The 21,634-nt window shown below is 38.9% G+C and carries 18 protein-coding genes; 1 reads left to right on the top strand and 17 read right to left on the bottom strand.

What is annotated here, in order from left to right:
* Positions 1-45: 45 nt before the first annotated feature.
* The 10 genes from arsM to CI949_RS06660 all read right to left on the bottom strand — a co-directional run bounded on the left by arsM (position 46) and on the right by CI949_RS06660 (position 12,807).
* Positions 46-774 (bottom strand): arsenite methyltransferase, encoded by a 729-nt coding sequence (arsM, locus tag CI949_RS06705; RefSeq protein ID WP_290764363.1) that lies wholly within the window; start codon positions 772-774, stop codon positions 46-48.
* A 107-nt stretch (positions 775-881) separates the two neighbouring features.
* A complete protein-coding gene (locus tag CI949_RS06700; RefSeq protein WP_290764361.1) occupies positions 882-3,569 on the bottom strand; it encodes a cation-transporting P-type ATPase in 2,688 nt (895 codons plus the stop codon).
* A 76-nt stretch (positions 3,570-3,645) separates the two neighbouring features.
* On the bottom strand, positions 3,646-4,635 hold the full coding sequence (locus CI949_RS06695; RefSeq protein ID WP_290764359.1) for a sugar phosphate isomerase/epimerase: 990 nt from the start codon (positions 4,633-4,635) through the stop codon (positions 3,646-3,648).
* 88 nt (positions 4,636-4,723) lie between these two features.
* Positions 4,724-5,869 carry a Gfo/Idh/MocA family protein gene (locus CI949_RS06690; protein WP_290764357.1) on the bottom strand — a complete coding sequence of 382 codons (1,146 nt, stop codon included), beginning with the start codon at positions 5,867-5,869 and terminating at the stop codon, positions 4,724-4,726.
* Between the two features lie 63 nt (positions 5,870-5,932).
* Positions 5,933-6,982, bottom strand: a complete 1,050-nt coding sequence (locus CI949_RS06685; RefSeq protein WP_290764354.1) for an ABC transporter permease — start codon at positions 6,980-6,982, stop codon at positions 5,933-5,935.
* Complete coding sequence (locus tag CI949_RS06680; protein WP_290764352.1) at positions 6,969-8,489, bottom strand: sugar ABC transporter ATP-binding protein; 1,521 nt, start codon at positions 8,487-8,489, stop codon at positions 6,969-6,971. The genes CI949_RS06685 and CI949_RS06680 overlap by 14 nt, the downstream gene beginning before the upstream one ends.
* Positions 8,490-8,626: 137 nt before the next feature.
* Positions 8,627-9,565 (bottom strand): ABC transporter substrate-binding protein, encoded by a 939-nt coding sequence (locus CI949_RS06675; protein ID WP_290764350.1) that lies wholly within the window; start codon positions 9,563-9,565, stop codon positions 8,627-8,629.
* A gap of 104 nt (positions 9,566-9,669) precedes the next feature.
* Positions 9,670-10,638, bottom strand: a complete 969-nt coding sequence (locus CI949_RS06670; protein WP_290764347.1) for a Gfo/Idh/MocA family protein — start codon at positions 10,636-10,638, stop codon at positions 9,670-9,672.
* A 64-nt stretch (positions 10,639-10,702) separates the two neighbouring features.
* Positions 10,703-11,527, bottom strand: a complete 825-nt coding sequence (locus CI949_RS06665; RefSeq protein WP_365941442.1) for a sugar phosphate isomerase/epimerase family protein — start codon at positions 11,525-11,527, stop codon at positions 10,703-10,705.
* Between the two features lie 17 nt (positions 11,528-11,544).
* Positions 11,545-12,807 (bottom strand): ROK family transcriptional regulator, encoded by a 1,263-nt coding sequence (locus CI949_RS06660; RefSeq protein WP_290764341.1) that lies wholly within the window; start codon positions 12,805-12,807, stop codon positions 11,545-11,547.
* Positions 12,808-13,027: 220 nt separating this feature from the next.
* On the opposite strand from CI949_RS06660, the gene CI949_RS06655 reads away from it, so the two are divergent.
* The gene (locus tag CI949_RS06655; protein WP_290764339.1) at positions 13,028-13,282 is read left to right on the top strand and encodes a hypothetical protein; all 255 of its coding nucleotides are present in this window, start codon (positions 13,028-13,030) and stop codon (positions 13,280-13,282) included.
* A gap of 119 nt (positions 13,283-13,401) precedes the next feature.
* Here the strand turns inward: CI949_RS06655 and CI949_RS06650 are convergent, their stop codons facing one another.
* The 7 genes from CI949_RS06650 to CI949_RS06620 all read right to left on the bottom strand — a co-directional run.
* Positions 13,402-14,241, bottom strand: a complete 840-nt coding sequence (locus CI949_RS06650; protein ID WP_290764336.1) for a glycoside hydrolase family 130 protein — start codon at positions 14,239-14,241, stop codon at positions 13,402-13,404.
* An 18-nt stretch (positions 14,242-14,259) separates the two neighbouring features.
* Positions 14,260-14,382 (bottom strand): hypothetical protein, encoded by a 123-nt coding sequence (locus CI949_RS06645; RefSeq protein WP_290764333.1) that lies wholly within the window; start codon positions 14,380-14,382, stop codon positions 14,260-14,262.
* A gap of 44 nt (positions 14,383-14,426) precedes the next feature.
* The gene (locus CI949_RS06640; protein WP_290764330.1) at positions 14,427-17,117 is read right to left on the bottom strand and encodes an MGH1-like glycoside hydrolase domain-containing protein; all 2,691 of its coding nucleotides are present in this window, start codon (positions 17,115-17,117) and stop codon (positions 14,427-14,429) included.
* A 113-nt stretch (positions 17,118-17,230) separates the two neighbouring features.
* A complete protein-coding gene (locus tag CI949_RS06635) occupies positions 17,231-18,265 on the bottom strand; it encodes a Gfo/Idh/MocA family protein (protein ID WP_290764327.1) in 1,035 nt (344 codons plus the stop codon).
* Positions 18,266-18,314: 49 nt separating this feature from the next.
* The gene (locus CI949_RS06630) at positions 18,315-19,472 is read right to left on the bottom strand and encodes a Gfo/Idh/MocA family protein (RefSeq protein ID WP_290764324.1); all 1,158 of its coding nucleotides are present in this window, start codon (positions 19,470-19,472) and stop codon (positions 18,315-18,317) included.
* Between the two features lie 7 nt (positions 19,473-19,479).
* Entirely contained in the window at positions 19,480-20,394 is a 915-nt protein-coding gene (locus CI949_RS06625; protein WP_290764322.1) for a sugar phosphate isomerase/epimerase, read from the bottom strand.
* A 25-nt stretch (positions 20,395-20,419) separates the two neighbouring features.
* The coding region (locus CI949_RS06620; protein WP_290764319.1) for an NADH:flavin oxidoreductase at positions 20,420-21,634 on the bottom strand (1,215 nt) is incomplete at its 5' end.

Raw genomic sequence — 21,634 nt, 5'->3', positions numbered from 1 at the left:
GAATAAGACCCTTATATACCATGTTTTTGGGGTAAAGAAAAATCATCATCCTCTGTACTTACTGTTATTAAAAGCCTCATTTGCTTCGCAATTTACTCCTTCTAAAATTGATAATAATTTATCCCTTTCAATACTTCCGGTCACACAGCCTCTGTAGTTATCCAGATTTGCTTTAATTTCTGCCGGAAATTCCTCAGCTTTTAAAATATCTGAGATTGCAAGTCTACCGCCACTTTTTAAGACCCTTTTCGCTTCAGCAAAGACCTTCTGCTTAGCCAGTGATAGATTGATTACACAGTTAGAAATTATGACATCTACACTGTTGTCAGCAAGAGGCAGATCCTCTATTTCTCCCAGGATAAATTCTACATTGTTAACTTCATTTTTTTCAGCATTAGCCTTTGCTTTTTTGATCATTGCTTCAGTCATATCAACACCAATCACTTTTCCTTTATTTCCTACTTTATGAGCAACTAAAAAGACATCAAAACCGGCTCCACAGCCTAAATCTAAAACAGTTTCTCCTGCTTTTAAATTGGCAATTGCTCCCGGGTTGCCGCAGCCGAGACCATAATTTGCTTCTGCAAAAGCTGATTCTAAATCTTTTTGACTGTAATCCATTTTTTCTGCCAGTTTTTTAGCTTTTGCTTCTTCATTGGCTGAGCTCCCACAGCAGGAAGAGCTGCAGCAGCCACTACTGCTGTCCTTTTCTACTACTTTACTGTAATTTTTCTTTACATTCTTCTTTATTTCTGCTTCTGAATTCTGCATCATTAATCCCTCCTGTCAAATATTATAGCATAATAATCGTTAATCGTAAATAAACGATTAATTCCTAGAAAATATATTGTGAAATAAAATACTTTAACCAGGTACAAAACTTATCTGCCGGTAAAAACATTGATCAACTGAATGATCAGCATCGGCAGAATAATCGCTGCAGCTGTCGGCAGCCACAACTCTGCTGGGATAGCCACTGTAGAAAGTATATTCTGCAGTGGTGCTAAATAAATAGCCGCCAGCTGAAATACTATTCCAATTCCTACCGCCAGCCAGAGGTAGTGATTTTCCAGAACAGTCTTATCAAAAGCCAGTCCTGATTTGCGGCGGGCATTGAAAACATGGAACAACTGAATAAAGGCCAGTGAACTAAAACTTAAGGTCCGACTGATCTCCAGACTGTAGCTTCCATTTAAGGCCCAGAGGTATAGGAGCATCGGTCCTGCTGCCAGGATAAGACTGTGCAGGCCAACTTTTTTCTTAAATGCCTTATCCATGATATTTCTTTCGGTTGTAGCCTCCCGCTCCATAATATTGTCCTCATCTTTTTCCCAGGCCAGTGAGAGGGCCGGGAAAACATCGATCACTACATTGATCCAGAGAATCTGCATTGCCAGAAGCGGCAGCGGCAGATTGAAAATAATCCCTAAGAAAATATAAATAATCTTGCTCAGATTGTTGGAAAAGAGGAAGTAGATAAACTTCTGGATATTATCGAATATAACCCTGCCTTCACGCACAGCAGTTACAATTGTGGCAAAATCATCATCCAAAAGCACCATATCCGAAGCCTCTCTGGCAACTGAGGTTCCTCTTTTGCCCATTGAAACCCCAATATCTGCTTTTTTAAGGGCCGGAGCATCATTTACGCCATCACCAGTCATGGCAGTGATTTCTTTTTCCTGATTTAAGGCTTCTATAATCTGCAGCTTATTCTCCGGGGTAACCCGAGAGAAAACAGAATTATTTTTAATCAGTTCTCTTAATTCTCCAGCAGAAGCTTTAGAAATCTGCTGACCGCTGATTACATTATCACTGCCTGCAATCCCCACTTCTCTGGCAATAGCAGCAGCTGTATCCATCTGGTCACCGGTGATCATTTTTGTTTTGATTCCTGCTTTTTTAGTTTCTTTAATTGCTTCCTTTACTGACTCTCGTGGTGGGTCAATAATTGCAGTCAGGGCCAGAAATGTGAGAGAATTTTCAATCTCAGTCTGCAGTTTTTCTTCCGAATCTAAATTATTCCCTTCTTGATAGGAAACTCCCAGAATGCGGAGACCTTCTTCCCCCAGCTTTTTATTTTTGGCCTGAATTTCTTCAATTTTAGCCTCAGTTAATTCCTCTTTCTTACCGTTGATCATGATCGAATCACACATCTCAAGCACCACATCCGGTGAACCCTTTAAATAAAGGTGTTCTCTGCCATCGGGCAGGGCGTAGCTGACTGCCATATACATATAGTCTGAGTTAAAAGGGATTTCGGCAAGCTTCTGATAACCTTCTTCTTTTAAACTCTCCTTGGAAAAGTTAGCCTTGCTGGCGGCAGTTAAAAGAGCTCCTTCTGTAGCCTCTCCGAGAACCTTATAATCTCCATCTTCTTTTGTTAACTCAGCTGAAGTGCAGAGCAATCCTGCTTTTAAAGTCAGCTCCAGACTCGCCTCGGCTTCCGGCTCAATCTTCTCACCTGCAAGCAGAAAATCTCCCTCCGGCTGATAGCCGGTACCGCTGATTTCGATTAAATGGTCATTTAGATAAATTTTTCGCAGTGTCATCTGATTTTCAGTGATTGTTCCCGTTTTATCTGTGCAGATTGTGGTTACTGAGCCCAGAGTTTCAACTGCCAGAAGTTCTCTGACCAGAGCCTGATGCTCAACCATCTTCTTCATCCCGATCGCCAGCGTCACAGTTGCAATTATCGGCAGCCCCTCAGGAACAGCAGCAATTGCCAGGGCAATTCCAGTTTTAACTGTATCATAGACCGGACGTCCCATAACAATTCCGAGCACTGTCAGCACAGCAATTACCACCAGGGTAATTTTTATCAGGGATTTACCGAGCCTCTCCAGTCTTTTTTCAAGAGGGGTTTTACCCTCCTTAGTTTCGTCCAGCATAGCTCCAATTTTGCCAATTTCTGTATCTTCTGCAGTTGCAGTAACCACTGCCTTCCCTTTACCGCGGGCGGCTGTGGTTCCCATGTAGATCATATTATTTCTTTCAGCCAGTGTCTTTTCCGAATCAAACTGGACCGCTGCCTCCTTGGCCACACTTTCGGATTCCCCGGTCAGCGAAGCTTCATTAATAGTTAAATTATTGGAGTCAATCAGCCTTGCATCTGCCGGTATCTGATCTCCTTCTTCGATAAAAATAATATCTCCTGGCACCAGATCAACAGCTTCGATTTCTTTCTTCTTGCCTTCCCGAATTACCATTGCCTTTTTGCTCAAAACATTTTTTAAAGAAGCGACTGCCTTCTGGGCCTGGTATTCAGTCACAAAGCCAATAATTGTGTTAAAGACAATGACTGCCAGAATTGCATAGCCTTCCAGAGTATCTCCGATCAAAAAGGCAAGTGCAGCTGCAATGATTAAAATAATGATTATCAGATCTTTAAGCTGATTTAAAAGAATTTTCCAGAAAGAAACTCCCTCTGATTCCCGAATTTTATTGGGACTGTGTTCTTGTTTTTTCTTCTCCAGTTCAGACGAGCTCAATCCACTTTCCGGATCAGTCTTGAATTCTTTAATAATTGAATCTATTTTTTCCTGATAATATTCCTCTGCCAAAATCATCGCCCCTCTCTATTTGTGAATCATCGCACTTGAACCAGGTCCAAAACGGCCGTTTTGGACCTGGTTCAATAAGATATCATTTTTCCATTGAATCATCAAAGGCCAGCTCAGAGGCTTTAAAGTCAATCTTGCGGACAAAGTTTAGTGCCTCTCGGGCACCATAGATACGATCCATTCCGCTGTCTTCCCACTCTACAGAAAGGGGGCCGGTGTAGTTCATTTTGTTAAGCTCGCGGATGATCTCGTCAAAATCTATATCTCCATGGCCGAGAGAACGGAAATCCCAGCCGCGGCGGCGGTCACCAAAGGGGAGATGAGAACCTAAAATACCCTCTCTGCCGTTTAAGGTTACTGCCGCATCCTTCATATGCACATGGTAGATCCGCTCACTGAAATCCCGCAAAAAGAGATGGGGAGTCAGCCCCTGCCAGATTAAATGGCTCGGGTCAAAGTTGATGCCAAATTCAGGCCGCCAGTCAAACTTATCCAGCAGCTTTTCGGTTGTGTAAAAATCAAAGGCGATTTCTGTCGGGTGAACTTCAAGAGCAAATTTGACTCCATTTTCCTTAAAAACATCAAGAATTGGATTCCATAGTTCAACGATTCGCTCAAAGCCCTCTTCGACCATCTCCTGGGTGGTCTGGGGAAAGGAGTAGAAGAACTTCCAGATTGGAGAACCGGTAAAACCGGTAACTGTATCCACACCAAGATTTTTGGCAGCCACTGCTGTCAGCTGCATCTCCTCTATTGCCCATTTTCTGATTTCATCTGGTTTACCTGCATACTTTTCCGGGGCGAAATTATCAAGGCGGGGATCATAGCGGTCACCCACACACTGGCCAGTAAGGTGATTGCCGATGGCCCAGACTCCAAGGTTATATTTATCCAGAATCTCCAGTTTCTTTTCTACATAGGAACTCTCCTCTGCCGCCTTCTGCACATCTAAATGATCTCCCCAGCAGGCAATTTCCAGACCATCATAACCGATTTCACTAACTCTCTGAGCTAAATTTTCAAATTTCATGTCTGCCCACTGGCCGGTAAATAGTGTTACTTTGCGTCCCATAATCAACACTCCTTTGCAATTGGCTCTTTTTTATTTCAAAAAATTCATCAGTCAAATCCAGCTCAAAATTGCTTACAAATTATTTGGATTATTCTATTTCCACCCAGGTCTTCTCTTGGCTGCTCTTTAAAATAGCTTCCGTGATCTTTACTTCCTGCTGACCGTCAGCGAAAGTGGCAAAATCATAATCAGCCGGGTCTCCTGATGCCAGGATACAGTCATAAAAATCTTTAATTGAATTTTTTAAGCCTTCAGACCAGCCCTCAATATGACCGCCGGGATAATAGCAGCGCTCGACAGCCTTCCCCTCTAAAAGTGAAGGATCGCGAACTAAATCCTGATTGGCCTTTTCCCGATGGCCGCTAAAAAGATGATTGGCCTTTTCCTGAGACCAGCTTAAGCTTTTTTTGCTGCCGCTGATCTCGATAAAAAGATCATTTTTATGGCCGGCATCAACCTGAGAAACAGTAAAATTACCGGCTGTACCATCTTCCAGCTCAAAAAGTACAGAGGCATAATCTTCTGTCTCCACCTGATAGCTTTCGTATTCTACCTCTTCTTCTGCCTGGGCGAAACTTTTCACTTCAGAGAGCGGTCTTTTCCGCTCCGGATGCACAATTTTTGTGTTAGCAATTAAACGCATTATTTTCTTGCCGGTCAGATACTGCAAGAGATCACAGAAGTGAGAGCCAATATCGGCCACAACTCGCGATTTACCTCCTTTTTCGGGGTCAACCCTCCAGCTGTAGTCATCTTCAAAAAGCATCCAGTCCTGCAGGTAATGTCCCTGAATATGAAAGAGCTTTCCCAGCTCCTCCTGCACCTGATTCTGCATCGTTTTAACCAGAGGATAGTGGCGGTAATTATAATTCACCCCGGCATATATGTTTTTGTCTGCAATTATTTCCAGGAGCTTGCTGCCTTCTTTTGTATTCATCACCAGCGGTTTTTCGGCAAAAACATGGACTCCCGACTCCAAAAAAGCCTTATTGACCGGAAAGTGAAGGTAGTTGGGAGTACAGTTGTGGACAACATCCAGCTCCTCTTCTGCCAGCATTTTTTGATAATCAGCATAATATGCCGGAACATTCAACTTTTCTGCCGCCTTTTTTGAAGATTCGAGGCTGCTGGCTACAACTGCTCTGACTTCTACCTTGCTGAGTCTCCTCAAAGCTTCAACATGGGCTGTTCCTACAAAGCCTGTACCAATAATTCCAACTTTAAGCTTTGACATCAGATCACATCCTTTTCTGGTCGCTTAAATAAAAGATATTTTTGAATAATAGCCTTTTAAAAATCAAACTGTTTTCTGCTTTTTCTGCATTAAAACTGCTCCGAGTAAAATTAGGCCCTTAAAGGCTTCCCGGAGAAATGGCGGTACTCCGAGTAGATTGAGCAAGTTATTCATCACAGCGATAATTAAAACACCAAGTAAGGTACCGATAACCGTTCCCCGACCACCACTCATACTGGTTCCACCAACAACAGCTGCTGCGATAGCTTCCATCTCATAACCGCTGCCAGCATTGGCATAATCCATCGAACCGATCCGGGAAACCTGAATAATTGCCGCAAAGGAGACCAGCAGACCAGTAATCGCATAAACCCGGCGCTTAACTTTTTTGACATTAACTCCAGACAGGTTGGCCGAGCGCTCATTGGAGCCGACAGCAATTATCTGGCGGCCAAAGGTCGTCCGCTTGGACATAAAATATAATACTGCTGCAATCAAAAACCAGTAAATTATAGGCATGATTCGAAAAGGACCGATCTGGTAATTTGAAATCGGCAAAAACTCAAGCGGCACCCGCGGGTTATAGCCCTGCATAAAGTGCTGGGTTACACTGCGGTAGAGCTTCATTGTAGCCAGAGTTACCACAAAAGGTGGTATTCCACCCCTGGTAATTAAAATCCCGTTTAAATTTCCGAGAAAATAGCCGAAGGCAAGTGAGACTAAAACTGCAATTAAAATTGCCGGAATCCCTTCAATTCCTAAATTTATTAAAATCCCATTGGGGCCTCTATCGATCAGCATCATTAATGCTGCTCCGACTGCCACCATTGTCGAACCAACTGAAAGATCAATCCCAGCTGACATGATAACAAAAGACATGCCAAGCGCTATCAAGCCAACCCCGGCATTATTTCTCAAAATATTTATCCAGTTATTAGTCCAGGTAAAAAACCAGCTGCCAAAAGAATCATAATCAAAACCAAGACTCCAGGTCTGTAAAATAATCATCACTACTAGAGCGACCCCGGTGCTGAAAATTGGTTCAGTGGACCACTTTTTGATAAACCACTGCTTAAATCCCTGTTCTGAATTCTGATTGCTATTTTTTTGCATCTTCTGCCCCCTCCTGCACTGAATTTAAACTGGCTCCTGTTGCCAGCCGCATAATCTCGTGTTCACTCATCTCAGCCTGGCTCAGTTCTCCCTGAATAACACCATGATACATCACCAGAGCCCGATCACAGATCCGAATAATCTCTTTGGCTTCACTTGATAAAATGACCACTGCAATCCCTTCTGCAGCCAGCTCCAGAATAATATCATAAATATCCTCTTTTGCTCCTACATCAACACCCTGAGTCGGGTTATCCAGAATAAATATCTCCGGGTTTGCAATTAACCATTTGGTAAGCACAATTTTCTGCTGATTACCACCGGAGAGACTGTTGATTGGATCAGTTTTTTTCCCCATCTTGATTCTAAGTCTTTCAACCTGTGCTTTGAATTTTTGCTCCTGTTTTTCCCGGTCAATAATTCCAAAGTTATCAAATAACGGCCAGGTCACTATTGAAGCATTTTCAAAAATATCCATATCTTTTATAATCCCGTTCTCTTTTCGGTCCCGCGGCAAATAACCAATCCCCTTCTGCAGGGCATCAGTACTGTTTTTGATCTCCACTTTCTGATCATTTAAATAAATTTCTCCAGCTTCTATCTCCCCACTGCCAAATATAGCCTGAAATAGCTCCTGCCTGCCGTCTCCTAAAAGCCCGGTCACCCCCAGGATTTCTCCCTGATGTACGCTAAAAGAAATATTTTTAAAATCATTATTATAGCTTAAATTTTCAGCCCGCAGAACTTCTCTGCCGGACTCAGTTTTTCGCTGCAGCGATTTAGTTCTCAGTTCATGGCCGACCATTGCTCTTGCCAGCTGGTCAACATTAACCTCGCTGACCATTCCTTCGGCCACCAGTTCACCATTTCTCAAAACCGAGTAGCGGTCACAGAATTCTATAACCTCATTTAGTTTATGAGATATAAAAACTATTCCCACATTCTGCTTTTTTAAAGTCTCCATCATCTCAAAAACTCGTTCAATTTCCTGATCTGTAAGGGAAGTCGTCGGCTCATCCATAATGATGATTGAGGCATCCATCATAATTGCTCTCGAAATCTCAACAATCTGCTTAAAGGAGGTATCAAGATCTCTAACCATTGTTTTGGGATCAAGGTCAATTTCCATCTGGTCAAAAACCTTCTGGGTTCTGGCAATCATTTTTTCTAAATCTAAGATTCTGCCTTTTTTTTTCAGCTCCCGCCCGATAAACATATTCTCATAAATGGGGAGATCATTGATCAAATTCAATTCCTGGTGAATAAAGGCAATTCCCGCATTCAGAGAATCTGCAGGTTTATAAAAATTAATCTGCTGACCGTTAATTAAAATTTCACCACGGTCGGCTGGCAGTACTCCTCCCAGAATATTCATCAGAGTTGATTTGCCGGCACCATTTTCTCCAATTAAAGCACAGACTTCTCCCCCTTCCACAGAAAAAGAAACATCCCTGACTGCCTCAATGGCCCCAAAAGACTTATAGATATTTTTCATTTCAATTTTCATTTAATCACATCCCGTCAATTGAAATCAGAGGCTGTGGAATCCACAACCTCTGATCAGCTGTTATATTAATCTTCTCAATTATTGAGCTTCAACTAAAAAGCAAACTGCTAAAACTAATTTTGAGAAAATATTCTATTTTAATAAGGAGAATCTGGATCTAAGAACTCTTTGTAATTTGTGCGGTCAACTATAGTTGTTGGAATAATTTTTTCTTCTGGTACATTTTCCCCTTCTAAAACATCAACTGCCATATCAACAGCATCTTTAACCATTGCTGGTGAATAAAGGGCTGACTGAATCCAGATATCTTCATTTTCGGGCATCATTTCGAAGTATTCCTGCATTCCACCACCACCGGTAACTACCTTGATATCTTCGCGGCCTGCTTCTTCGATTGCCTTTAAAACACCAATTGAAGTTTCATCATCCATGGAATAAACTGCATCGATCTCATCGTGTCTGACTAAAATATCTGACATATCACTTAAACCTGCTTCTCTGGTAAACTGAGTTGCATAGGTGTGAAGTTCATAATCAGCACCAATTTCGTCTAAGGTATCTAAAAAACCTTCTTTACGGAGCTCGGAAACTGAGCCGGCTGTAGGTACTTCTAAAATCACAACTGTACCTTCATTTCCGATTTTATCTGAGATGTAGTGAGCTCCCTGAACTCCCATATCATAGTTATCTCCTGCTACCCGATAAACTCCATCAACATCAATCTTGATGTCAAAGTTTACAACTTCAACTCCATCCTGAATAGCCATTTGAATTGGGACTTCCATTCCGGTCCACTGGGGGAAGGCTACTATTGCTTCTGCACCCCAGGTTTTTAGATCATCAAGCTGAGAGGTCATTTCGGAAGCATTGCTGCTGGTCTGAATCCGATATTCGATCTCGTCAGAAAGCTCTTCACAGCGAGCTTCAGCATGATAGGCAACAGCAGCAACCCAGCCGTGAGTAACAGCAGGGGCTAAAATACCTATCTTATGCTTATCCTGAGCACTTACACTGCCAGCTAAAACAAGAGTTACCAAGAGAGAAAAAACAACCAAAAACACTAAAGCCTTTTTCATAATAAATTTCCTCCTTTTTAATTAAAAATCTCTATCAAACCCAGCAGCCAACACTGCTGTTAAAACCCCTGTCTGAATATCCTTTTTAACTGCTCAGAATACTATTAGAGCTCGGCTATATCTTCTAGAATTTCAACTGTGGTGATTAATTCCTCTTTGGTCATCCGATCAGTGGGAATCCCCTTTTCCGCTGATTCAATAAAATGGGAAAGTTCATGGTAAAACATTGCAGTTGGCGGCAAATTAATTCCAGTTTCCAGCTTCGGTTCCTGGTCTGTCTCAAATTCAACTGGCTCCCCCTCGGCAGGATAAAAAATCAGCTTTTCTTCGTTGACTAAAAGCCCCTCTTCAAAATAAACACGCCAGCGGGCTGTAAAGGGATAACTGGCATTGTACCAGGCAGCTTCTGCCCCCACATTTAGCTCACCAAAATTATAATTAAAGCGGTAGTGTTCCTTAAACTTACCTTCCCTGCTGCCTGCAGCATTAAAACTGTAGCTTTCCGGTCTGCCGAAAAGGGTGATAATCAGGTCCAGATCATGAATGTGTAGGTCAAAGGGCAGGAGACCACTCTTTTCTTTATCAAAGAGCCAGCCACCAGCCGACCAGTCAGGAGCAGCAGTCAGGCGGATAAAATAGGCGTCCAGTACCCGACCGTATTTTCCACTTTTTACTGCTTCTTTTAAAATTTCTACTTCTCTGGTAAAGTGCAGAACCTGGCCGACATATACCTGAGCATTTTTTTCATCTGCCAGGGCAAAGATTCTATCTGCATCCTCCCGGTGCAGGGCAATCGGCTTTTCGATTATGACATTTTTACCGGCATTTAAAGCCTGCAGGGCATAGTCAACATGTAAGAAAGTAGGGGTACAGATGTCAACCAGGTCGATCTTTTCTGCAGCCAGTAGTTTTTCTAAGTCCGGATAAATTTCAACTCCCCACTTTTCAGCCTGCTTTTTGTCAGCTTCCGAAGGACCAACAACTGCCTTAACCTCTGCCTTTTCTATCTGAGCGTAATTATTGAAATGGACTGTACCCATCCCACCAACACCAACAATTGCAACTTTTTGCATTCACTACCTCCCTTCCTCATTTTCTGCTGCTGATAATTTTGATTTTTGCCTTAGTAACTTAAAATTAGAGTTTAAATCCAGCTTCTTTTAAAAACTGATAAGAATCTTTGACTGCCTGATTAACTTCTGCCAGATCTGCAGGGCCGTCTTCTCTAAATTCTATTTCAATACTGAAAGGTGAATTATTCTCACTTTCTTTTAATAGCTTGAATAACTGCTCAAAGTCAATATTTCCCTGACCCAGAGCGGGAAAATTCCACTCTTTTTGAGCACCGGCCTTATCTTTTAAGTGCAGATGGCCAACCCTGTCCAGGGCAGACTTAAAATCAGCTGCTAAATCCAAATCTTTTTCTCCATAAAAAATTGCATTGGCCGTATCATAATTTACTACCACTCGCTCGGAGTCAATCAGCTCAACAATTTTTTTAAGCCTTTTTCCCGTTCCATGTTTGCCGTGATTTTCAAGACCTAAAATCAGACCGTAATCTTCGAGGTAGGGAATTAAAGTTTTAATATTTTCCGCAGTTTTCTGATCAGAAAGTTCAGCCTGATCTTCAAGGTGAGCCTCTCCAATAGAGGAAATTATATATTTACAGCCAAAAAAATGGGCCAGCCTGATATTGGCAATAAAATCATCAAGGCGGTTATTGTCCATTAGATTGGTGTGGCCGCTTAAAGAAATTGGAGTTAAGCCTGCCTCAATCAACTGCTCTTCGACCTCATATAATTCATTTAAAGACATGGTAGGAAAAACATGTTCTGTCCAGCCCTTGGTAGCAGTAAGTTCAATGTAGTTAAAGCCGGCTGCTTTGATACCTGAAATAGCATCTTTAAGTGAAAAACCGTGGTAGGTATTTGAGTTTACAGCAATAATTCTTTTCAAAATCACACCTCCTTTGAGCTCACTTAATCGTTGCTGCCATCTAAATACATCATTTCAGTTACATTATCATGGGAATAAATTTCATTAACCGCCATAGCAGCAGCTCCAATTACAGCAATCTCGTCATTTTTTTGTGATAATTCGATTCTTAAGTCCTGTACAGCAAGTGAAGTAGAACGGCGCAGCACCTCCTCTTTGATTGCAGAAATTAGGTGATTCCCGATTTTAGCAACCCCTCCCCCGATAATTATTAAAGATGGATTGTAGAAGTTAACCAGTCTGGAAGCAACCTGGCCAATTTTTTGACCGCTGTTTTTGACTATATTAATGGCAGCCAGGTCATTTATGCGGACTGCTTCTCCTACATCTTTAGCTGTTAGATCTCCCTTTTTATTTAAAATCTTTAAAAGAATTTCGCTTTCTCGATTTTTAGCTGCTGCCTTTGCTTTTTTGGCAATTGCCGGTCCGGCTGCTACTATTTCCAGACAGCCCCGGTTACCACAGGGACATAATTCTTCCTCACCTTCAATTCCAATATGACCAATATCTCCCGCACAGCCTTTAGAGCCGCGGTAAAGTTTATCTTCACAGATTATACCGGCCCCAATTCCGGTTCCAATTTTGATGAAAATAAAGTTGGCAATATCCTGGGCCAGACCTGCATGTTTTTCTCCCACTGCCATCACATTGACATCATTATCAATAAAAGCTGGACATTTATATTTTTCCTGTAAAATCTGTTTAAGTGGACTTAAGTGCCAGCCGGGCATAATTGGTGGTGATACCGGCAGACCCTTCGAAAATTCAACCGGACCCGGAACCCCCATTCCGATCCCAAAAATCTTTTTTTGCTCAAGCTGATTTTTTTCCAGGAGTTCTGTTATCAGCTGGTCAATCTTATTCATAACTTTTTTTGGTCCGCTGTTGACTAAAATATCACTAACCTTCATTTCAATAATTTCAGCATCTAAATTACAGAGAGCTACATTTAAACCTGTTGCCCCGAGGTCAATAGCTATAATATAACCATTGTCTTTGGCAAATTTAAGCAGCTGCCGATTTCTCCCCACACTGCCAGCTCGATCACTTTTTTCTTTTTCTTTTTTGATCAGACCCATGTCCAGCAGTTTTTTGGTATGAACACTAACAGTCGATTTTGATAATCCGGTCTGTTTTACTATCTCAGTTCTCGAAAGTGGTCCTATTTCTTTGATGATTCTAAAAATAGCTGCTCCTGCGGCCGGGCCTGACCAGCCAAAAATTTTTTTGCTGTCTTTTGCTTCCATATTAATTCCCTTCTCCGAATTTATGTTTTAATAGTTTTTATTTTCTGAATATTTAGCTTAAAAATAATATCTTTACCCAATTTGATTATAATTAATATTTGTTCGAAAGTCAAACAAATTAGTTTTATTTTTGTTTAATTGCTTTTCTTAGAGGAGATTTAGCTTTTGTAAATAAATATAAAAATAGTACTTTTAACTATTTCAAGAGGGAGTGATTTTGATGAATGATTCTACAATTATGGCGATTTTAATTGACAAAAGAACCGATGCTGCCCCGGAAGTCCAGAAAATCCTGACAGAACACGGCTGTATAATTAAGACCAGGCTGGGAATGCACGAAAGCAGCAACTGTGCTGATGAAGGAATGATTATTTTAGATATAACGGCTGATAATACTGAGGTTGAGGCACTGGAGGCAGAATTGAAGTCAGTTGGTGGGGTAAAGGTTAAGAGTATGGTGCTTGATTTTGAGTAACTAAAATAGGCATATATTAAAAGGCTGCTCTTACGATTAATAGTTTGATTTAATAGAGCAGCCTCTAATTATTTCTTTCAAATATATTAAAGTTTATAAAATGGGGAAAAAGCTAAACTCTATATCAAAAGTTCTAACAAATCATTAAGACCAGCAGTTGCTAATGCTATAACAGTATCCGCAGCACCATAATAGATTTTAACTTCCCCATTTTCTTCAAGTATCATCCCACAGGGAAAAATAACATTGTTTCTAAAACCATTTTTCATCTCATAATCTAACTCAGGAACCATTAGAAGTTTATCTAAAATACTTATTATTTTAGAAGGATTCTCCAGATCTAAGAGCATCAAACCGACAGTATATCGCTTTTTCCAGCTATCTTCCCAACCATTTTTACCCCTGCTGGAATCATAATCTACTACATGAAATGTTGTTAACCAACCTTTTTCAGTCTTAATAGGTGGAGCCGCCGGTCCAATTTTGCTATTACAATAAGGAACTTGATCACTACCAAGCAATAAGCTTGAATTACCCCAGTGAACTAAATCCGGTGACTCTGAAATCCACATATCAAAAGCTTCTTTTTCCTTTTTACCGTAAACAGGAAATGGCCTTTCCAAACGCACATATTTATTGTTTATTTTCTCAGGAAACAGTACCATATTACGATTATCTGGGACAGACATACTTAAAACTTCAAAATCCTTAAAATCTTCAGTTACAGCTATACCTCCTCTAATTCCATGTAGTGTATCTACTGCAAACGTAAGATAATAATGGTCATCCATAGAAGTAATTCTAGGATCATAGATCCTGATAATTTCTTCATTCTCCAGACTAAAACAGGGCTCAGGCATAACTTCCCAGTCAATTCCATTTTCACTAAAAGCCAGGCCAAGATTAGTACCATCAAAAATTTCTCCCCTAAATTCTCCGTAGTCATTTCGAAATACCATTACATAGCCATCTTTATATTAAGCTACACCCGGGTTAAATAATAAAGTTGCTTGATAGGGAACCTGTTCAGATGTTAAAATAGGATTTTTTTCGTGACGTTTTATCAATGGTAATGTATTAAATTGATTATTTAGTTTCATTCACTTTACCTCCAATTTTTTTAAAAGTAATTTTTCTTAAATTCTTATTCAGCTTTCATAATCTTTAATTCACCTTCAAACTCCCCTCCAGGAATTTGAATATTCAAAAGACCAGGTTTAATAGTTTCATGTTTAATAATTTTATCATTCCAGCTAACAGTATATTCATTACTTGAATTAAGCGAAACAGTGATATTTACCCCATCACTATTACCAAATATTCTAAGCCTTGCTTCCAGAGAGCTATTATCCTTTTTAAATTTCTGACTGAGAACCCAAACATCAAAACCTACGGTCAATTTACCCGGGGTAAAATAAGCAGCAAACCAGCTCATAACCGGTGTTGAAAGAGCTCCAAAATGATGCCAGCCTGCACCTCTTTTTGACTGCAAAAGAAAATGTTCAAAACAAGAATATGTTTTATCCACTTCATTTTGCCAGAGTTCGAGAGCTGTAATAGCAATTTTATAGGCCAGATCAGGCCTATTTAAATCAAGCATTGTCTTCCAGATAAACCACTGATGAGGCATCCAGACTGAGCCATTCCAGTAGCCATCGTTTTTGTAATAAGGTGCGGTTTTATCTACTGTAGAAATTCCGATCTCTGTCCACATTCTTTCTTTAGAAAACAACTTATCGATTAACCTTCTTTCCTGCTTTTGATTACAGATTCCAGCAACCAGTGGAGATACTCCATCAAGTCCCATATTATAATTTTTGCCGGTATTATCTTTTAAAATCTCTTTTGCTTCACCATTTTGATCATGAAGCACATAGGAAAAATAACCGGATTCTTCATCCCAGGAATGTTTTTGGAGAGCTTTAGTAAAGGTAGTAATATCCTGATTAAACTCTTCTATATCTGCCTCCAGTCCGAGCTCCCAGGCAGCCATTTTTAATATTTTAGCAGTTCTAATTGCCTGAGCAGTATTTATTACAGGAGCCACTCGCTCTTCCAGCTTCTGTTCGTGGACATAGACCTGGGGTGGATAATCATCCCAGCCACCTGAATTATAGAAATAATCCCAGGTTTTTAAAAGATTTGATTTTAGATTCCTGGTAGTTGAACTGCCGAGGCGGCCGGCTAAAAACTGGTGATACTGTTTTAAGCGCGGATAAAAATACTCTAAAAATTCTTTTGACTGTAATCTGGTCCAGAGCTCTAAAAACAAATAAATCTGCACTGGAACAGGACTACCGTGATGGATAAACGCTGAATGCTGATCACCCGGTTCCGTCAGATAGGCATTAAGACACTCAATCGCCCGCTCCTCATCAAGTTCACTTAGACCGAGACCAATAAAACCAGAATCCCAGGTATATAATGAGTCCCACCAGCGTCCTGGAGGGTAATGTTTGATATATCCTTTTCTAATATAAGTTGGATAAACCACATTGGTCAGGGTTGTGGCAGCCATTTTCTGCTGACTGAATTTATACTTATCGCCTTCCACTTTCTGATCAAATTCAAAAGCTTTTTCTCGGGCCTTATCATAAAGCTCATCCATATTATTTTTATCTGATTTAAATTGACTAAGCTTAGTTTCAACCTCCTGGCGGCTTCCATTACAGACCATTCCATATATCAGCTGGCTCGAATTAGCCTCTATTGTTATTGGTCGCAGAAAGACATTTGTATAATACATTTCTGTCTTACCATTTTCATTATCAACTAATTTTTTTGAAACATGATCATGAACTGTTTCCTTCATAAATGAATCTAAATTGTTGCTTTCAAACTCTCTGATTTCAAAATCATTATAAAACCATTTTATTCCATAGTACTGATCAATATTTTCGTATTTTAAGATAAGAGAATTATCTTCTAATATTTCTAGTTTTTCCGGCTCTGGATTATCTTCTTCTGCAGTAAAACTAGCTTTATCCTTATCTTTTAAAGCAATTATTAAAAAACCATCTATCTTTATTTCAGCTCCACCGTTAGATATTAATTTAATTTTGTGTTCGCCTTTAGATAGATTACCAAGCTGAATAATTTTAGTTTCTAAATTTTTAGCAATTGGAAACTCTATTTCTTTCTCAATTATACCTTCTAAATTAAAAGAAAGAGCCTGCTCTGATTCGTTTTGATATCTAATTATCAAAACAGCTTTTTCGATATCATTATCCAAATTTAATTTATAGCTTACTCTATCACCAAAATCTTTAGCAAAATTACGCCCCAGCCCTGCGCCCTCAATAAACTCTGGCTCATGAACTTCTCCTCTCAATAGACCATCAGGCATTAAATTATCCTGTGGGCTTGGGTTTGAATAATTTAACTCATCATATTCTAAAGCATTTATCCAGACTGAATCAGCTGCAGCATTTATTTTATATGATCTTTTTTTAGGGAAGTTGATATATCCCATAAAATGCAACACAATATTTTGAATAGAGTCTGTTTTATTAACACAATTACATCTAATCAATCTCGATTGAGCATCAATTTCTGAATAAGAGATATCACAGTAAAGCTTATCTTTCCATTCAAGTTGGTGGCGATTAGAATAATAACGCAGATCAGATGCTGCTTCCCAGGGATGATAATCAGATTCCCATCTTACATTCGGGATTTTAACCTTCCTTCTGTAATAGCCAGGAAAAACACTGAGATCAAAGCGAATACCCCGCTTTTTATCAGCTATATGTGAAATACCTAAATATTTTTTGGTATAGGGTCCCCAGTCCGGCAGCTGCAGATTGTAGCTATTTTTTAACTTATCAATATTCATAATTATCACATCCTAATGATTTTTTACTACTAATGTTATAAAATTTCAAGTGATTAATTAAAAGCCCTGTTCTTTTAAAAATTAAGAACAGGGCTTTCCAAGGAAGAAACTATCTATTTAGCAAAATTTAATTCATTATTTAGATAGCATTTTTTTTGACTGCTGGCTGACTGATTAATATTTTTAATTAACTCTAAAGTTTTTAAGGCTTCAGCAGCAATTACAGTGTTGTTATAATTCCCCTCAATTAGATCCTGATAAAAGTTATCAATGGTTTTATAGTGACTGTTACCCCAGTATGATTTATATTTTCCTTTATTGTCACTACTAATAAGAGCTTTACTTTCTCTATTCTTAGTTACTATCAACTGATCATCATAGAGTCTTAAACTTCCTTTTTCACAGTCGATCACAATTTCAATCGGGCTATTTTGACTAAAAGTATTGGTAGCATAAAAAATTCCAACTGCACCATCTTCAAAATATAGGGTAGCTTCAGCTGTATCCTCAACCTCTATTACTTCTTTTAAAACTCTTGTATCCACATTTCCTTTAACAGCCTCAACAGGACCCCCAAACCACTGCATTAAATCAAGAGTGTGGATAGCCTGATTGATCAAAACTCCACCACCTTCTGTCTCATAAAAACCCTTCCAGTCATCTTTGAGATAATATTCTTCATCTCTATTCCAGGTAACAAAACCCTTGATTCCTTTTATCGCTCCCAGTCTGCCACTTTCAAGTATTTTTTTAGTCTGCTGATTAATATTATTAAAGCGGTTCTGAAAGCAGACTCCTAATTTTGCCTGACTTCCCCTAAGAGCTTCAATGATTTTAATACCTTCTTCATAATTTAAAGCCATTGGTTTTTCTACAAAAACATTGATATCAGCTTCTAAAAACTTTACAGCCATCGGGCTGTGTAAAAAATGAGGAGTACAGATGTGAACCACATCAATATCTTTTTCTAAAAGCTCTTCATATTCAATTATATAGGAACAATTATATTTTTCTGCGGCTGTTTTAGCTCTTTCTTCTCTAATATCAACAACATATTTTAATTCGGCATTTTCATTTTTTTGTAAAGCATCAGCATGAACTTTATATATATTACCACAGCCAATAATTGCGGATTTCAATTTTTCCATTTGCAGTCACCTTCTAGGAATTCAGTTTGAGCAAAAAAGTATTATTCTTTTAAAATGTCCCCTCAACTTCCATAGTTTCAGCTTCTATATTTTCTTTAACAAAAGTAGAATTATCAATTTTTTCATCCAGCTTATCTTTAAATAAATTCTCATCAAGCGGCAGTTCAACCCAGTCATCTGTCCAGGCAGAAAGGTGCATTGCATTAGAAATCGTTAAACCTTTGATTCCTTCCTCACCAGGAGCAATAAGTTCTGCCCCATTTAAAATTGCATCAATCCAGTTATTTAAAATCCCTAAATGCTCAGGATTATCTCCTGCAAGCGGTATTTTGCATTCCCAGCATTCTGGACTGCCAAATCCACCTTTAAAGTCATGATTGAATTCTCTCTCTGGAGTTCTTAGCCTCTTAAAATGAATCTCATTATTTTCAACAATTATCTTGCCCTTATTTCCGCTAATCTCAAGCCTATTAGTTTCCGGGGCAATTCCGGTTGAAGTTACAAAAACACCTGTAGCTCCATTTTCATATTCTACATAAGCTGTAACATCATCTTCTACTTCTATATTATGATATTTACCGTTTTCAGCAAAGGCTCGAACTTTTTTCGGCATTCCACAGATCCACTGCCATAAATCAAGCTGATGTGGATCCTGATTTAATAAAACTCCACCACCTTCGCCTTCCCAGGTTGCCCGCCAGCCGCCATTGTTATAATAACTCTGTGGACGATACCAGTCGATAATCCAGTTTGTTCTTTTAATTTCTCCAAGCTCTCCCGAATCAATCAGTTCTTTAAGCTTCTGATAAATAGCTCTGGTCCGCTGATTATACATAATCCCAAAAACTTTATCTGTTTTTTGAGCAGCTTCGTTCATTTCCCGGACTGCCTTTGTGTAAACTCCGGCTGGTTTTTCAATTAAAACATGGAGGTCATTTTTAAATGCCTTAACTGCCAGGGGAGGATGGTCATAATGGGGAGTAGCTATCAATACAGCCTCAATATCTGCCTCCTGGTAAAATCTTTGGGGATTAGTAAAGTACTCAATTTCTGAATCAAGATTATTCTTAGCCCATTTTATTCTGGCTGAATCAATATCACAGACAGCGGTTAATTTTGCATTTTTAACTCTATCTTTTACTATAGATTTAGCATGGCTGCTGCCCATATTTCCAATACCAATTATTCCAATCTTAATTTCTCTCATCTGCTAGCTAATCCTCCTCAACTTCTTTCTTGATCTCCTCCATTAACTGCATAAATCTTTTTCCATATTCCAGGTAAGTATTATATCTGGCATCAGCCTGATTATCATCGCGCTCTTCATGATAAACAGCATCCATATGTGGTTCAATGGAAAAACCCCCATCATAGCCATCTGCCAGCAGATCTTTAACTATTTTTTTTAGCTCACCATTACCATCTCCTGGATAACAGTAATCCATCTCTGGAAAAATACCATCTGTTTCTTTAACAAAAACTCCATCTTTAATATGTACATAAGCAATTTCATCTTTTAATTGCTGATAGGCTTCCCAGCTTGTCTGTTTTCCATATGGAGTTTCTCCCATTCTATTATCAGCCATCAAAGGATTTCCAGTATCAAAAACAATTTTAAAATTAGGGGAATCAATTTCAGAAATTAATTTATCCATTTTCTCATAGGACTGAGAAAAGTAATTCATACAATTTTCATGTAAGTAAATAATTCCAGCATCCTCACACATTTTAACCATTTTTTTTAAGTTATCAATAATTTTGTCTTCCAGTTCAGGATTATCTGGAGAGAGTTCTTTCGGAATTCCATAACTCATGCCTCGAATCATTTTGGTACCCAGTCTCTGCATTCTGGGAATGGCTCGTTTAAGTTCTTCCAAACTTTTTTTAAAAGATTCTTCATCTCTGGGATCTTTTCCCCAGTTGGCAACTGCACTGCCACAACAATTAACTTTAATTCCAGCCTCATTCAATTTTTCAGCTACCTCTTCAAATTTCTCATCACTTATATCGGTAAGATTTGTACCATCAATATTACGGGATTCTATATATTCCCAGCCCAATTCCTTAGTAACTTGTATCTGCTTTTCTATCGAATCTGACGCCTCATCAGCAAAGCCTGTATAATACATTTAATTCACCCTCATTGTATATTAGTCATTTTTGACTTTTCTTTAATTTATTATAACTAGCTAAATAAATCTCTCGATCTCTAATAACACAACCTGAATTTCTACCAGCCGCTTTTAATTTTGCACACTTACTACAAGTAAGACAAACTTTATCAGAATCTAGTTTGTTTTTTTGAATTATATCCCTTGCAAAATCTGGATAGGCAAAGGCTAATCTTCCAAACCCTGCCATTGTAATCCATCCCTTTTCAATCATAGCTGCAATTACATCTGGTGCTAACTGTCTAAACCAGCTAAAGCCAGTTCCAATTACTGTCCCAGAAAATTTTTCTTGGGTAAATCTATTTAATTTCATTAAACGAACTACACCATTTATAGGTGATTCTGGTGGATTATATTTTCCTTTCTCAAAAGGTCTATTTATATGCGGTTTTAAATAAGGGGTGCTTGCAGTAACATTAATTATCTCTACTCCAAGCTGATCGATCTCTTTTAATAGTTTTTGAGAGTCACTTAATTTTTCTCTTCCCCTGCTGTCTGTAGACCAGCCATTTGGATAAGGAATGCCATCATAAATATTTAACCTTACAGCAAGGTCAATATCAACATTTTTGTTAATTAATTTAATAACATCCTTAAGAAATCTTGTTCGATTCTGATAACTCCCCCCATATTTGCCTTCTCTTTTATGAGCAGCCAGTAGTTCTGAAATTAAATAACGGTGACAGCTCTTAATATCTACAGCATCAAAACCAGCTTTTTTGGCCAGTCTGGCAGCCTTTAAATAATCACTCTTTATTTTATCTAATTCAGGATCTTTTAATTTATGAAAACCTTTTTTAATATATGCAGTACTATCAAGATATTCATCTCTGAATATAATATTTTTATTTTCTCCAAAACGGCCGGAATGGGTTAATTGAGCAATTAAATATGGATTCCTTTCAGTTTTTTTTGCCTCCGCTTTAATTGATTTATTTAAGTTTTTAAAATCAACTAAAGTGTCTTCATTTAAAAATAACTGTTTGTTGTTTGCTCTACCATTTTTATTTACAGCAATTGCCTCCATCCAGATTAAGCCAGCACCACCAGCTGCAAATCTTAGATATCTTCTTTTGGTTAAAATTCCAGGTGAACCATCTGGATTGGCATCTGCACCTTCCATTGGATGAATAGCCAGGCGGTTATCAATTTTTCTACCCTTGATTTCATAGCTCTGCTTTAAAGAATTATAATTTCC

The organism is Halanaerobium sp. (assembly GCF_003070835.1).
Note: the sequence above shows the minus strand (reverse complement) of the source record. Positions and strands in the feature narration are given on the sequence as shown.

Bases quoted from the DNA above. Each gene is read 5' to 3' on its own strand.
- CI949_RS06660 (WP_290764341.1), bottom strand. From the start codon at position 12,807: ATGGAAGCAAAAGACAGCAAAAAAATTTTTGGCTGGTCAGGCCCGGCC.
- CI949_RS06685 (WP_290764354.1), bottom strand. From the start codon at position 6,982: ATGCAAAAAAATAGCAATCAGAATTCAGAACAGGGATTTAAGCAGTGG.
- CI949_RS06640 (WP_290764330.1), bottom strand. From the start codon at position 17,117: ATGAATATTGATAAGTTAAAAAATAGCTACAATCTGCAGCTGCCGGAC.
- CI949_RS06695 (WP_290764359.1), bottom strand. From the start codon at position 4,635: ATGGGACGCAAAGTAACACTATTTACCGGCCAGTGGGCAGACATGAAA.
- CI949_RS06670 (WP_290764347.1), bottom strand. From the start codon at position 10,638: ATGCAAAAAGTTGCAATTGTTGGTGTTGGTGGGATGGGTACAGTCCAT.
- CI949_RS06635 (WP_290764327.1), bottom strand. From the start codon at position 18,265: ATGGAAAAATTGAAATCCGCAATTATTGGCTGTGGTAATATATATAAA.
- CI949_RS06630 (WP_290764324.1), bottom strand. From the start codon at position 19,472: ATGAGAGAAATTAAGATTGGAATAATTGGTATTGGAAATATGGGCAGC.
- CI949_RS06700 (WP_290764361.1), bottom strand. From the start codon at position 3,569: ATGATTTTGGCAGAGGAATATTATCAGGAAAAAATAGATTCAATTATT.
- CI949_RS06625 (WP_290764322.1), bottom strand. From the start codon at position 20,394: ATGTATTATACAGGCTTTGCTGATGAGGCGTCAGATTCGATAGAAAAG.
- arsM (WP_290764363.1), bottom strand. From the start codon at position 774: ATGATGCAGAATTCAGAAGCAGAAATAAAGAAGAATGTAAAGAAAAAT.
- CI949_RS06675 (WP_290764350.1), bottom strand. From the start codon at position 9,565: ATGAAAAAGGCTTTAGTGTTTTTGGTTGTTTTTTCTCTCTTGGTAACT.
- CI949_RS06690 (WP_290764357.1), bottom strand. From the start codon at position 5,869: ATGTCAAAGCTTAAAGTTGGAATTATTGGTACAGGCTTTGTAGGAACA.
- CI949_RS06650 (WP_290764336.1), bottom strand. From the start codon at position 14,241: ATGGTATTTCGAAATGACTACGGAGAATTTAGGGGAGAAATTTTTGAT.
- CI949_RS06655 (WP_290764339.1), top strand. From the start codon at position 13,028: ATGAATGATTCTACAATTATGGCGATTTTAATTGACAAAAGAACCGAT.
- CI949_RS06645 (WP_290764333.1), bottom strand. From the start codon at position 14,382: ATGAAACTAAATAATCAATTTAATACATTACCATTGATAAAACGTCAC.
- CI949_RS06680 (WP_290764352.1), bottom strand. From the start codon at position 8,489: ATGAAAATTGAAATGAAAAATATCTATAAGTCTTTTGGGGCCATTGAG.